Source organism: Paenibacillus sp. Y951, assembly GCF_056786395.1.
The window spans coordinates 1-12670 of the sequence record NZ_JBXCIY010000019.1 but is presented as its reverse complement, the minus strand read 5'-3'; the positions used below and the strand labels follow the sequence as shown (position 1 = coordinate 12670).

The window sequence follows — 12670 nt, the reverse complement described above, 5'->3', positions numbered from 1 at the left end:
TAGGGAGGAAGGTATTGGATGGTACTATTGATACGAATAATATATTAGAAAATTCGCTCACTTTTGAAGTTATTAAGACATTTCCAGAAGGTGTCCCTTATAAAATATTGTTGCCAGAAACAATTGAAGTTTCCAGTACCTATACAAAACAGTTGTATATTTCTAAGGAACAAAAAGTATTTCCGTTCTTTCAAACAGATTTAAAGAATCCTGTTTTAGTTAATGGAAACCTCCAATTTGAATTTTGGATAAATGAAAGAAAATATATCTTTGAGCAGATCATTAATGAGAGCTCATATAGTTTTCGGCAAATCGAAGGTGAGGATCTAAGAGTCAAATACGGTAATAATTCTGTTAAAATGACTGATTATTTGTACGAATATTCACCGGAAATATCGTTTATACAAACCGATGGAACTATTATTATAGTCCAAGAAAATTTAAAAACAGTAATCAGACCAAGAAGTGGAATAGAATTGCCACCAGACTCTTTTATTGCTATCGACTAGAATGGATTAGGAGTAGATATTAAATCTGAATCTCAAGGAAGAGGAAGAAAGACTGATTCAATTCAATACGCTACGATACATAATATTGTAGATCAGACTTCAGATATTATTTTTGATGATGATGGGTCGGGAGAAATTGCAGATGCCGTTTCGATCAAAATTGATATAAAACATCGAAAAATCGCATTTCATCTGTATCATTGTAAATACTCACACGGAGATAATCCTGGTGCTCGTGTTTCAGACCTATATGAAGTATGTGGACAAGCTGAAAAATCAATTATGTGGAATGATAATGTCTTAGAAATTGTTCAAAGAATGATTGAACGAGAAAATTTAAGACAGAGAAATTATGATGAAACTCGGTTTGAGAAGGGAGACTTACAAACACTGCATATGTTGAAAAAGATGGTGAAATCTGGTTTTGAAACAGAATTTGAAATTTCAATTGTTCAGCCGGGAGTCTCGATAATGAAAATTACAGATTCAATGAAACAAATAATTCTGGCAACTGATTCTTACCTAAAGGATACTTATGGCTTACGTCTAACATGTTATTTTAGTGAATAGTAGTTATTGTTAATATATTTTATTTTCAACATAATAACCGTTCAAATGATTCAATTGTGGGAAGGGTATTAGAAGAAACTGGTTTCATTTATAGATAGCCGCTCTAGTTAAGTATTGAGTAGTATATACATTAGGAGTATTAATAGCGTTCCAATAGTGAATAATTAGCATATAATATTGAGCGATCTTCATCACTGGCTATATGCTATAATACAATAAAGGAACGCGATAAAGGGGGATTGCATTAATATGAGAGATAAGAAATTTATTTCAAAGCCAGAACGTCAAAAACGAATGCGATTTGCTATTGGAATGGCTGCTATTGATGGTGGTAAGCCAACTGCTTTTACTCGTGATTTATTACAACAATACGAAAGTGGTCAGTTAACCTCTCGTCAAGTTAAACAAAGAATTCTACAGGAATACACAAGGGTTACTAATTGACATATGGATCCCTACGTTTATCCCCAATCGTCCATTTTAATTAATAAGCCAGACATCAAAGATGAACAGAAACTTATTGAAATTGAAGCGCAATTATTAATTGCAGGAATCTTAGATATTGATTCCATTACAGATAACTTAAACTTTAATGATCATTCCTGTCTGAAAGTAATCCATAAATTCTTATTCGAGGATCTATACAGTTGGGCAGGGGAATTTCGGACAATTGATATTTATAAGGATGAAAGAGTTCTATGTGGATTGTCAGTTATTTATAGTCATTTTACGTGTATTGAAAAAGATTTAAAAGCTATATTTAAGTGGGCTACTACTATTGATTGGACACAAGATAATCCTCAATTACCAGTCCAATTTTCAAAATTTATGACTGATATTTGGCGTGTTCATCCGTATCGTGAAGGAAATACACGCGCTGTTTCTATTTTTGTGAAGCTGTTTTCCGATAAACAGGGACTACAGTTTAACGAAGAATTACTTTCGAATCGTCCTGGTTATTTACGAGACGCTTTAGTAATGGCTGCTGTGAATGAAGCTCCTGAACCTAAATATATACAGAAATTTATTGAAGATGCTCTAAGTCAGAAAACGAATGAAACAAGTTCTATCGAAGAAGAAAAAGAGGAAAATGAAAAATATCGATATATAGGGGAACATGATGTAAGTAATTATGAAGAAAAACCATTTTACACGAAAACAGAAGAAGAAAAATGAGTCTACTATTTATAATAGGCTCATTTTTTTTCTGTGAAAATCTTATTCTGTAGCAACTCGTTGCATGATCTTAAAAAACGCAATAGGATGCCCGGGGTTACAATTTTATTAAACCCAGTATAAATACTATACATTCCGTTAATACTATGGAGTTAGCTCGCTTGATCGTCCCGTTATTTAGACAGCAAGGAGTAGGAGAACACAACGTCGAATAAGAAAAACATGCTGGTCGCTTCTTGTTTCTTTTCTGATAGAGATACAAACAATACTCTTCGCCGTACATCTTCTATTCTTTGAATTACCAAGTACACATAGGCTATAAAACCCGTACTTTGCAATACACTTTTGATATCCATCATGAAAAACAACCGTGAGAATGTTTTTTGATTTCAAGAAAGGTTGTGAAATATGTTAAACAAAAAGTTTATTACAAGTTTTTGCTTAACCTTTATCTATGTTATCGTTTTTTATTTTGCTGCATATGGGTTAGTGTTAATTAATATCATTGATTCGGGTGTTTTCGTTTATAACAATCTAATTGTTGGTTTTTATCAATGGGTATATTTGTTACCACTTATCCTTTATTTGAAAAAGAAAAAGAAAGTATTTAAAGGTTACCTTATCGGAGGTATAAGTGTTACTTGTTTGAATATTGTAATATTAACGTATATATTATTAAATCTTGATTTATTTATTTGAATTAAATTATTAGAATTGAATAGAACGATATTTTAAAAATCGCTCTCTAAAGGGCAATTTTACTTTGGTCGAAAATCAACATTAAAGATTAACATAGCCAAAATATTAAATAACTTGTAATGATTACGAACACTAATTATTGAATGTAATCTATGGTTACTAAATGTAAACTGAATGTAATTAATATATAAATATAGGCAAGTTTATACAAGTTTCTATATAAAAACTATTCATAGTCACTGTATTATCAATGTTCATGAATAGCTATACAAATAGGTAAATACCCAGCCTTATACAACGTAAAAAATACGGTCTTCGTGGAGCTCGTCGTGCGCCTCAGTTCTCAAAACGTTAATATTTATGGAAAAAGCTCTCAAGCATTGCTGCTTGAGAGCTTTTTTGTCGTTAATTCACGACATTCATATTGAACAATGTCATTCTGATCATAGGTGAATCTATGCTCGCATTCGAAATTTCCCGCTAGTAGATGTGGTAAGAAGTGCTTCATATTATCGACTACGCCATAATTGCGCTGGTCGAGTACCCAATCAATGGATTTCCAGGCTAATATCCCTTCATCTTTTTCGATTGGTGTTGCATATACTGTGTCAATGGGTAGTTCACAATAGTATAAATACATTCCAGATTCACCTTCAGCACTAATCCACTTTACAATTCCTGCTACTTGCACCTGTTCAACACGTAATCCAGTCTCTTCATAGATCTCTCTTATAATGCCATCTATAGGCTGCTCAGAGGGCTCTATTTTCCCTCCTACGCCGTTCCATAAGCCCATGTTGGGGGCTTTCACACGATTCAATAATAAAAGTTCATTGCCTCTTCTTATAAAACAAATGGTATATTTCAACATGTTTCAATAGTCCTCTCTATTATCAACTTATATCATTATAACAGCGCTCGGCGGCTCATTTCATTACTGATAAAAGTATTTTATTGCGCAAAGTTAAAATTTGTTATCAATAGTTATTGAAGTCAATTATAGAAAAAGCTATACTTTATATATCGTGCTGTAATTTAATACAACATAAGCGAGGGGAATACTATGAATTTAATTGAGAAGGAACAATTAATTGCATTGAAGGCTGTTGAATTGGAAAGTGCTACTCCAGAGGAAATCATCAAATACGCTGTAGAAACGTTTCCGAATATTACATTTGCATGTAGTTTTGGCGCGGAAGATGTTGTCCTAGTTGACATGCTACAAAGGGTAAGTCCAAAGACAGATATTTTCTACTTGGACACAGACTTTCACTTCAAAGAAACTTATGAGACGAAAGACCGTTTGACGGAACGTTATCCTGGTATTCCATTTGTTAAAGTAAGTCCGAAGATAACTCCTGAGGAGCAAGCGGAACAACATGGAGCTGAGCTTTGGAAGACGGATGCAACGGGATGCTGCAATATTCGTAAAGTTGAGCCATTGACGCGCATTTTAACACAGTATGAGGCTTGGATTACTGGAATTCGTCGTGATCAAGCTCCTACTCGTGCAAATGCAAAGAAAATTGAATATGATACTAAATTCGGTTTAGTTAAATTTAATCCGATCGCTGATTGGACGAATGAAGATGTATGGGAATACATTCGTAATAACAATGTAATTTATAATCCACTGCATGATAATTATTATCCGAGCATTGGTTGCGAGTATTGCACTCGTCAAGTATTGCCTGGTGAAGATCCTAGAGCAGGTAGATGGTCTGGCCAAGAAAAGACAGAATGTGGTCTTCATAAATAAGTTTTTTTTCACTAGTACGACAATTTTGACTGCTACTTCTTGAGTAACTTTTCATTACAGAGAAGTTACTCAAGAAGCTAATGAAAAGTTAGGTTAATGCTTTTGAAGTAACTTTTCATTCGAAGAAGATATATAGGAAGCTAATGAAAAGTTAAGCTAATGCTTTCGATGCCACTTTTTGTTACTAAGAAGCAGTTCAGGAAGTTACAAAAAGTTTTAGGAGGAAATAATAATGACGCAAATTAAACCACATGGTGGAGAGCTTGTTAATCGGGTAATTGAAGGAGAAGAACGTGAGCAATTACTTGCTGCTGCTGCTCAATTACCGAGAATATCTGTTAGCACTTGGGCAATTTCAGATATGGATCTTATCGGAGTAGGTGCTTTCTCTCCACTAAAAGGCTTTATGAATGAAGCGGATTATCAATCGGTTGTTACTACGATGCGTTTGGCTAATGGTACGCTATGGAGTATTCCAATTACATTATCGATCAATGAGCAGGAGGCAGCTGCTATTTCTGTTGGTCAGCAAGCCGCACTTGTAGGTGAAGATGCTGTGATCTATGGTATTATCGATGTGGCTAGCATCTATACAGCTGATCAACAGCAAGAAGCGGTGCAAGTGTTCAAGACAGCCGATCTGGAGCATCCTGGTGTGCAAAAGCTGTATGAACGTAGTGGCACGTATGTCGGCGGTGAAATTACGGTATTGAATCGCCCAGTACCTGAGAAGTTCGACGAGTATTATTATGACCCAGCAGACACAAGAAAAATATTTGCTGATAAGGGCTGGAAAACCGTTGTAGGATTCCAAACGAGAAATCCAGTTCACCGTGCGCATGAATATATTCAAAAAACAGCAATGGAAATTGTTGACGGGTTATTTTTGAATCCACTTGTCGGAGAGACAAAGTCTGATGATGTTCCTGCCAATGTACGTATGAAGAGTTATGTAGCACTGCTTGAAAATTATTATCCGGAAAATCGTGTATTCTTAGGCGTGTTCCCGGCAGCGATGCGTTATGCAGGGCCTCGTGAAGCGATTTTCCATGCGATTGTCCGTAAAAACTATGGCTGTACACATTTTATCGTTGGTCGTGATCATGCAGGTGTAGGCGATTACTACGGTACATATGAAGCGCAAGAGTTACTACGTTCTGTTCCAGCAGAGGATCTAGACATTACGCCGCTATACTTTGAACATAGCTTCTTCTGTAAGAGTTGCGGCAATATGGCGACGACTAAGACATGTCCGCATGACAGTTCAGTTCATTTGGCGTTATCAGGAACTAAAGTAAGAGCAATGCTACGTGATGGCGTATGCCCACCACCAGAATTTTCTAGACCAGAAGTTGCTAAAATTTTGATCGAAGGCATGAGTGTAACAACATAAGTTCGCTTCTATTACGAAGCAAGACCCAGCAACGTGTACGGTACGAGTACACAAGCGGTCAACGATCGAAGCTTATAATAAAGGTTCAAAAAATGGGCTTTCAGAATCGAGAAGATGGAGCGCTACTTGAGAAAGGCGGAAGCGCAAGTGTACATGGTTACGTACACGCGAACCGTACTTTCCAAGTTCGCTTCATATTCGACGTCGAATAATCTACGTTAGCAAGACATCGTTATCAAAGTCCATTTTTTGAACTACCTATACAAGAATAAATGACCACCTCGTCCCATATACATAGAGTACATACTTAGCAGTAGCTTGTACAATACTATGAATATCGCTATGAGGTGGTTTTTCTATGTCTATATTTCGTCGAAGGCTAATTGTGTGGCTTACGCCTAAAGGGAAGCTTCGCTTAGGTATGGGGGCGTTGTTAGTTGTAGCTTTAATCTTTTTTCTAACGAGAGTAATTCCTGAAAGTAGTACTTGGACGACATGGAATATGCCCTTATCAGGTATGACGATTGCCATTGATGCTGGTCATGGTGGAGCGGATGGTGGGGCAGTGAGTAAGCAAGGAGCGATTGAAAAAGATTTGAATTTATCAATTGCATTATATTTGCGTGATTATTTACAAGAAGCAGGAGCTATCGTTGTTATGACTAGAGAGGGGGATTATGATCTAGCGCAGGATGAGACAAGATCGTATAGTCGGCGTAAAACGGAAGATTTGATGAAGCGGGTAGCGATGCTGCAGGATGCTAAGCCTGAGATGCTAATTAGTATACATATGAACAGTATTCCATCAGCGAAGTGGTATGGGGCGCAAACGTTCTATCATAAGACAGGGACGAAAGAAAGTGAGCAACTAGCGATCAGTATTCAACAACAATTGAAGTATAATCTTGAAAATACGGAGCGATCCGCGGCTACTGTAGAAACGATCTATATTTTGAAGGCGATGAAGGAATTACCTTCGGCATTAGTTGAGGTGGGTTTCCTTTCTAATCCGCGAGAATCTAACTTACTGGTAGATGCCGAGTACCAACGCACGGTAGCGGCATCCATTTATAAAGGGATATTGCAGTATGAGACAGAAGGCAAAAAAGATTGAATGAATGTAGAAAAGTTTGCACGGAGTACTTCACTTCTTGTTGTAAACCGCCTATGCTATAGAGAGTAATCTGTTAGCGTATAACTATAAAGGTGGGAATAGTCATGACATTATTACGAGAGCAAGCGATTGAAATCATTGAAAATGTACTCGCTACACAATACGGTGCACATTCTATAAGCTTTAGAGATGTTATGGTCAAAAACAATCAAGTTTCCGTTACGGTAATCGGAGCTGTGAAAGAACAGCAGCCTGCGATTGAAGCTGCTTTGTTCGATATACTACAAACAAGCGGTGCTGCAGCAGTATATTGCCGTTTTCGTGAGGGAGCTGCACCAGCGGGATCAGCGCCTGAAAAAACGGTAGAAGCAGGCAACGGGGCAACGCAACCTGTTCAAGGTCATGCTGCTAATATGGGGAGTACATTATTAACAGAGCAGCCTAATGTTCAATTTATTGCGATTGCTTCAGGAAAAGGTGGAGTTGGAAAGTCTACTGTAACGGTAAATTTAGCAACGGCATTAGCTAGACAAGGGAAAAGAGTAGGCATCATCGATGCTGATATATATGGCTTTAGCGTTCCAGATATGATGGGAATAGAAGAACGTCCAGAAGTGATTAATGAGCGGGTCATTCCGGTTGAACGTTTCGGCGTGAAAGTAATATCGATGGGATTTTTTGTTGAAGATAATAGTCCGATCGTATGGAGAGGGCCGATGCTTGGGAAAATGCTACGTAACTTCTTCTCGGAAATTGAGTGGGGCGAGCTTGATTATGTACTGCTAGATCTTCCGCCAGGTACAGGAGATATCGCATTAGATGTTCATCAGATGATACCGCATAGTAAAGAGATTATTGTTACAACACCACATGCTACGGCATCATTTGTTGCAGCTAGAGCGGGTGCAATGGCGATTAAGACGGAGCATGAAATTATTGGCGTTGTTGAGAATATGTCTTACTTTGAATCAGCGTTAACAGGCGAGAAGGAGTATGTATTCGGTAGAGGTGGAGGAGGTAAGCTAGCAGAAACGCTACATTGCGATTTGCTTGCGCAAATCCCGCTTGGAGTGCCTGATAATCATCCGCTCGATCCTAACTTCTCTCCAAGTGTCTATGCGGCAGAGACGATGATTGGACAGCTATATGATGAACTTGCCGGAAAAGTGGTTACGCATTGTGAGGCTAAGTAATATTTTTTCTTCTCGGCTTCGAAAGTCCGTTTTTTGAACGTGCATTTATAATCGATCTATATTCTATTGAATAAACAAAAAATCGCTACTGTAGCAATGGTTCGGCATGACGCCCATTGTACAAGGTAGCGATTTTTTGTTTGAATAATTTTTAATCGTATATATAGTTGATTGCTACGATTGATCTACTCAGACTAGGAACTGGATTCCTTCTTGCTCGAATCACCTGATGAAGAGTTGGAGGTGCTTGAAGAATCTCCACCCGAAGAGTCTCCTCCTGATTTTGGTTCCGCAGATAATTCCTCAGCAACCGCTTTTTTCATGAGCTCTAATAGCTCAAGGCGGAAGATCGGATTTTGCAGGGAATCTTGCATAAGACTCATTAGTTCCTTGCGGTATTCACTACCCTTAAGTACTTTCAAAATTACCTTTTGCATCTCTTCGCTTTCAAATGCGGCAATAAGTCCTTCCTGATATTGCGGGTCCTTCACTAATTGCTCATGTAGATCCTTGTTCATTTCATTAACAGCTTTAGCAAATTCACCTGCGAAGCGGGTGTCAGTCATTAATGATTTAATAACTTTATCGTAATCGGGAGAGCTAATGACATCTTTGACTGCTGTTTTGATTTTTTCTTGATCCTGCACATTAAGCATTGTTGAGCTTTGCGCAGTATATCCCGATTGGGCTGAGGCGGATTCTTGTAAAGCCTTTTGCGCGTCTTCTGTTTTCAAAATATCGATGACCATTGATTTCATATCTTTATAATTCATTTGTTGGGATTCGCCACCGCCAGAGCTGCAGCTTGTCGTTATAAACGAGCATATAGTCAGCGTTGATAGTAAGGCTATGAAATGTCGCATAGTGAAAACTCCCTTGTAAGATGTCTATTAATTACAATAAAGGATTAAAAATGGGCTTTCAGAACCGAGAAGATGGGGCGTTACTTGAGAAAGGCGGAAGCGCAAATGTACGTCAGTAGGTAGGTACATGCGAACCGTACTTTCCAAGTTCGCTTCATCTTCGATGTGGACTAAGCTACATAGCTTCACATCGTTATCAAAGTCCATTATTAAACCAACCTTTAATTATAGCATGTACAAAGTTCACGCTTTTATCATGCACTTAGTTAGCATTTTTCTGGATACGTGGTAAAATACAGTGAAAAGGTTATATTGACTAACGTTCAGGAGGAATATCGGTAGTGACACTGAAAAAATGGTTTTTCTTATTTTGGAGCACAATGGCTATTGGAGCGGTTGTTTGCATGATTCAAGGAGCAATTATGCTTTTTACAGATCAAGATATCGGTATCATTGGTCTCAAAGGAACGGGTTTTAACTTATTGATGATGTTTCTTGCGGGAATTATGATTGGTGCTTTCAGTCAAATGGGCTTTTTCGCTTATTTAACGCTAAACTTTATTGCGCTAAGTATGTTCCGTCAGAAATATTTATGGAACGCATTACAAGGGTACACCACACTTTTTGGAGCTTTTCTGCTTGGTTATGTATTGTATCAAGATAGAACGAATGATTGGTTCTTCTGGGTAATGCCTTTAGTGTTGATGATTATGGCACTGGTGGTAGCGTATTTCAAAGTAAAGCAGACGAAGCGAGCGGCATTTATTCCTACATTGTTTCTTATGTATGTTGTAACATCGATTGAAGCTTATCCAGCTTTGCAAGGTGAAACGAATGTAACGACTGTTATCTTTATGGTGCTGCCGTTGTTTGTATGTAATTTCTATCAAAACTACTTAATGACGACATTAACGAAAAAAGAAACTGCCGAACCTGTAGTTATTCCACCAGGCTCAGCAGTATCATAATCATTTAATATGAATCGCAAGTTGATCTATTGCGCGCTTAAAAGTTTGCTTGATGAAACTGATGAGCTTGTAACAGCATCACCTTGCGATTCTGTTTGTGTAATGAGATCAGTCACCGATACGAAATCAAAGCCTTTATTGCGGAGTTCATCGACAATAATGGGCAGTGCGAGATGGGTTTGCGTAGCTGAATCGCTAGCATGAAGTAATATAATATCACCAGGATGCGCTCTACTGATGACACGATCAGCAATTTTATCGGTACCAAGGCTTAGCCAGTCCATAGAATCTGTATCCCATTGAATGACTTGATATTGTAATTCGCTAGCAATTTTTAATACACGTTTATCGAAATCACCATTAGGTAAGCGGATCAAATTAGGTGCTTTGCCCGTTACATCTGCTATAATGCTATGAGCCGTTGTAATTTGACTACGAATTTCGTCGTCCGTTAGTGTAGAGTAATTATCATGCTTATGACCATGACTTCCTATTTCATATCCAGCATCTTGAATTTTTTTCACAAGTTCGGGGTGTGATTGACTCCATACGGAAGAAACAAAGAATGTAGCAGACTTCACCTCTTTTTCTTTTAGAACTTCTAAAATAGGTTCAAGTCGCTTGTCCCCCCAGCTAATATCGAATGTAAGAGCAACAACATTTTTGTCAGTGGGTACATTGTAAATGGCAAAGGTCTGCTGTGGAGCAAAAACGGTAATGTTATCACGTTCGGAGTAGATGACACCTACAGCAAATACAAGGGCGATCGTTAAAAAAAAGTACTTTTTTATTTTGCTGGCTGTAAATACAAAAAATGAATTCATAATTGATAATTCTCCTCTCTATTCGGCCGTGGCTGTCTTACCTAATGGAAGTAGGCTTGGCTAATACCTAATTAGTACAATCTATGCTCGTACCAGAAAGATATTCTGAGTTTTTAATAAAGAGGTGGAAAAATGTTTCGATTAAAACAAGTATGGCAGGATTTACGCATCACAGTCCCTCATATCATCGTCGCTTCAATATTATTTGGGGTAAGTATGTATATTGGTGCGACCAATGATGCTTTTCGAGAATTTCTTATGATGCAAATGGATGCTATAGGTGAATTAGCAGATCAGATGAATGGAAGTAGTAATCCGACATTAACGTTTATGGCAGTAATTTTCTTCAATAATGCGATTAAATCAATATTGGTTATTTTTCTTGGAGCATTCTTTGGACTGTTACCGATCTTCTTCTTAGTTGTTAATGGAATGATTCTTGGATTTGTTATTCAGCTTTCATTGGACGGGACTATGGATGTTAGTGTGTGGGATCTTATATTCAAAGGCTTATTGCCACATGGAATATTGGAAATACCAGCACTGATCGTAGCGGGTGCATACGGATTAAGACTTGGTCGATTATTATTTAGTACAATGGGTGCGCTAATAACGGATCATAGTAAATTAGATAGTATCGGAGTTACTTATAAAGAAACGTTGAAGCGAAGTGGTGTAATGGCAGTCTATATAACGATTGTTCTATTTGTAGCTGCGATTATTGAAAGTACATTAACGCTGTGGTTATTAACTTTATAAAATGATGGTGGCATAGAGGTAATAAAAAAAGTTAAATATGAGCATAACTGTAAGACGATGATTGTCATCGTCTTTTTTGTATGTTTTTTCGGTATAGAATGAAGAAGGAGCTAACAGAATGCTTGGAATGTTATTTAACGAGAGAGAGTGTAAAGAATTCGATTATGTATTGCGTAAGGAGTTAGATGAGATGTTATTTGATCTTGGAGACTCCAGATTAGACGGTGAAGTAAGAAAATCAATTACAAACAGATATAAAATTATCTTTAGAATGTATGCCAGAATAGCATCGCCTAAGCAATTATCGAAATACGTACTTAATGTCCGTTCGCAAAGGTAGCTGAAATCCCTTGATATATAAGGGTTTCTAAAGAAATTAAAAAGAAAAATAAAAAAAGTTTTAAAAAGGGGTTGCATTATAGTCAGCCCCTATGATATATTATTTCTTGTCGCCGCGAGAGATTGCGAGACACACGAAGAAAACAAAATGCGAATCAAACTTACATAAGTAAATGAGAAACGCTTTGATATTTTCACATTGATCTTTGAAAACTGAACAACGAGTAAGAACTGCCATTAACAATTTCATCCCGTGAAGTTGTTAATAACAAGCGAAACAAATTGAGCAAGTCAAACAACACCTTAATGGAGAGTTTGATCCTGGCTCAGGACGAACGCTGGCGGCGTGCCTAATACATGCAAGTCGAGCGGAGTTTGCAAGAAGCTTGCTTCTTTCAAACTCAGCGGCGGACGGGTGAGTAACACGTGGGTAACCTGCCTATAAGCCTGGGATAACATTCGGAAACGGATGCTAATACCGGATACGCGTTTTGATCGCATGAT

General features: G+C 37.6%; 15 protein-coding genes and 1 rRNA gene. 13 read left to right on the top strand and 3 right to left on the bottom strand.

Annotated features, from left to right (window positions below; all coding sequences use genetic code 11):
• The first annotated feature begins 14 nt into the window (after nucleotides 1-14).
• From AC1TPB_RS20455 to rpsI, 5 genes are all read left to right on the top strand, one after another.
• The gene (locus AC1TPB_RS20455; RefSeq protein ID WP_482078232.1) at nucleotides 15-509 is read left to right on the top strand and encodes a hypothetical protein; all 495 of its coding nucleotides are present in this window, start codon (nucleotides 15-17) and stop codon (nucleotides 507-509) included.
• Between the two features lie 282 nt (nucleotides 510-791).
• The gene (locus tag AC1TPB_RS20450) at nucleotides 792-1079 is read left to right on the top strand and encodes a hypothetical protein (RefSeq protein ID WP_482078231.1); all 288 of its coding nucleotides are present in this window, start codon (nucleotides 792-794) and stop codon (nucleotides 1077-1079) included.
• Nucleotides 1080-1328: 249 nt separating this feature from the next.
• The gene (locus AC1TPB_RS20445) at nucleotides 1329-1523 is read left to right on the top strand and encodes an antitoxin VbhA family protein (RefSeq protein WP_482078230.1); all 195 of its coding nucleotides are present in this window, start codon (nucleotides 1329-1331) and stop codon (nucleotides 1521-1523) included.
• A 3-nt stretch (nucleotides 1524-1526) separates the two neighbouring features.
• Nucleotides 1527-2255 (top strand): Fic/DOC family protein, encoded by a 729-nt coding sequence (locus tag AC1TPB_RS20440; RefSeq protein WP_482078229.1) that lies wholly within the window; start codon nucleotides 1527-1529, stop codon nucleotides 2253-2255.
• 979 nt (nucleotides 2256-3234) lie between these two features.
• Nucleotides 3235-3309 (top strand): 30S ribosomal protein S9, encoded by a 75-nt coding sequence (gene rpsI, locus AC1TPB_RS20435; RefSeq protein WP_482078266.1) that lies wholly within the window; start codon nucleotides 3235-3237, stop codon nucleotides 3307-3309.
• Between the two features lie 18 nt (nucleotides 3310-3327).
• Here the strand turns inward: rpsI and AC1TPB_RS20430 are convergent, their stop codons facing one another.
• Nucleotides 3328-3825 (bottom strand): NUDIX hydrolase, encoded by a 498-nt coding sequence (locus AC1TPB_RS20430; protein WP_482078228.1) that lies wholly within the window; start codon nucleotides 3823-3825, stop codon nucleotides 3328-3330.
• A gap of 192 nt (nucleotides 3826-4017) precedes the next feature.
• On the opposite strand from AC1TPB_RS20430, the gene AC1TPB_RS20425 reads away from it, so the two are divergent.
• From AC1TPB_RS20425 to AC1TPB_RS20410, 4 genes are all read left to right on the top strand, one after another.
• A complete protein-coding gene (locus AC1TPB_RS20425; RefSeq protein WP_482064433.1) occupies nucleotides 4018-4713 on the top strand; it encodes a phosphoadenylyl-sulfate reductase in 696 nt (231 codons plus the stop codon).
• Nucleotides 4714-4945: 232 nt separating this feature from the next.
• On the top strand, nucleotides 4946-6106 hold the full coding sequence (gene sat / locus AC1TPB_RS20420) for a sulfate adenylyltransferase (RefSeq protein ID WP_482078227.1): 1161 nt from the start codon (nucleotides 4946-4948) through the stop codon (nucleotides 6104-6106).
• A gap of 358 nt (nucleotides 6107-6464) precedes the next feature.
• Entirely contained in the window at nucleotides 6465-7220 is a 756-nt protein-coding gene (gene cwlD / locus AC1TPB_RS20415) for an N-acetylmuramoyl-L-alanine amidase CwlD (protein WP_482064431.1), read from the top strand.
• A gap of 104 nt (nucleotides 7221-7324) precedes the next feature.
• Entirely contained in the window at nucleotides 7325-8413 is a 1089-nt protein-coding gene (locus tag AC1TPB_RS20410; protein WP_482078226.1) for an Mrp/NBP35 family ATP-binding protein, read from the top strand.
• Nucleotides 8414-8607: 194 nt separating this feature from the next.
• Here AC1TPB_RS20410 and gerD read toward each other — a convergent pair whose 3' ends face one another.
• Entirely contained in the window at nucleotides 8608-9276 is a 669-nt protein-coding gene (gene gerD / locus AC1TPB_RS20405; protein WP_482078225.1) for a spore germination lipoprotein GerD, read from the bottom strand.
• A 341-nt stretch (nucleotides 9277-9617) separates the two neighbouring features.
• Here gerD and AC1TPB_RS20400 point away from each other — a divergent pair, with 341 nt between their 5' ends.
• Nucleotides 9618-10244: a KinB-signaling pathway activation protein gene (locus tag AC1TPB_RS20400; protein WP_482064428.1), complete on the top strand. Its 627-nt coding sequence runs from the start codon at nucleotides 9618-9620 to the stop codon at nucleotides 10242-10244.
• A 26-nt stretch (nucleotides 10245-10270) separates the two neighbouring features.
• Here AC1TPB_RS20400 and pdaB read toward each other — a convergent pair whose 3' ends face one another.
• Nucleotides 10271-11068 carry a polysaccharide deacetylase family sporulation protein PdaB gene (gene pdaB, locus AC1TPB_RS20395; RefSeq protein ID WP_482078224.1) on the bottom strand — a complete coding sequence of 266 codons (798 nt, stop codon included), beginning with the start codon at nucleotides 11066-11068 and terminating at the stop codon, nucleotides 10271-10273.
• 132 nt (nucleotides 11069-11200) lie between these two features.
• On the opposite strand from pdaB, the gene AC1TPB_RS20390 reads away from it, so the two are divergent.
• From AC1TPB_RS20390 to AC1TPB_RS20380, 3 genes are all read left to right on the top strand, one after another.
• Entirely contained in the window at nucleotides 11201-11827 is a 627-nt protein-coding gene (locus AC1TPB_RS20390; RefSeq protein WP_482078223.1) for a stage II sporulation protein M, read from the top strand.
• 118 nt (nucleotides 11828-11945) lie between these two features.
• Nucleotides 11946-12167, top strand: a complete 222-nt coding sequence (locus AC1TPB_RS20385; protein ID WP_482064425.1) for a hypothetical protein — start codon at nucleotides 11946-11948, stop codon at nucleotides 12165-12167.
• A gap of 302 nt (nucleotides 12168-12469) precedes the next feature.
• A 16S ribosomal RNA gene (locus AC1TPB_RS20380) occupies nucleotides 12470-12670 on the top strand; the annotation flags it as partial.

Coding starts and splice junctions, on each gene's coding strand:
- AC1TPB_RS20410 (WP_482078226.1), top strand. CDS start 7,325: ATGACATTATTACGAGAGCAAGCGATTGAAATCATTGAAAATGTACTC.
- gerD (WP_482078225.1), bottom strand. CDS start 9,276: ATGCGACATTTCATAGCCTTACTATCAACGCTGACTATATGCTCGTTT.
- AC1TPB_RS20450 (WP_482078231.1), top strand. CDS start 792: ATGTGGAATGATAATGTCTTAGAAATTGTTCAAAGAATGATTGAACGA.
- pdaB (WP_482078224.1), bottom strand. CDS start 11,068: ATGAATTCATTTTTTGTATTTACAGCCAGCAAAATAAAAAAGTACTTT.
- AC1TPB_RS20430 (WP_482078228.1), bottom strand. CDS start 3,825: ATGTTGAAATATACCATTTGTTTTATAAGAAGAGGCAATGAACTTTTA.
- AC1TPB_RS20425 (WP_482064433.1), top strand. CDS start 4,018: ATGAATTTAATTGAGAAGGAACAATTAATTGCATTGAAGGCTGTTGAA.
- sat (WP_482078227.1), top strand. CDS start 4,946: ATGACGCAAATTAAACCACATGGTGGAGAGCTTGTTAATCGGGTAATT.
- AC1TPB_RS20440 (WP_482078229.1), top strand. CDS start 1,527: ATGGATCCCTACGTTTATCCCCAATCGTCCATTTTAATTAATAAGCCA.
- AC1TPB_RS20445 (WP_482078230.1), top strand. CDS start 1,329: ATGAGAGATAAGAAATTTATTTCAAAGCCAGAACGTCAAAAACGAATG.
- cwlD (WP_482064431.1), top strand. CDS start 6,465: ATGTCTATATTTCGTCGAAGGCTAATTGTGTGGCTTACGCCTAAAGGG.
- AC1TPB_RS20385 (WP_482064425.1), top strand. CDS start 11,946: ATGCTTGGAATGTTATTTAACGAGAGAGAGTGTAAAGAATTCGATTAT.
- AC1TPB_RS20390 (WP_482078223.1), top strand. CDS start 11,201: ATGTTTCGATTAAAACAAGTATGGCAGGATTTACGCATCACAGTCCCT.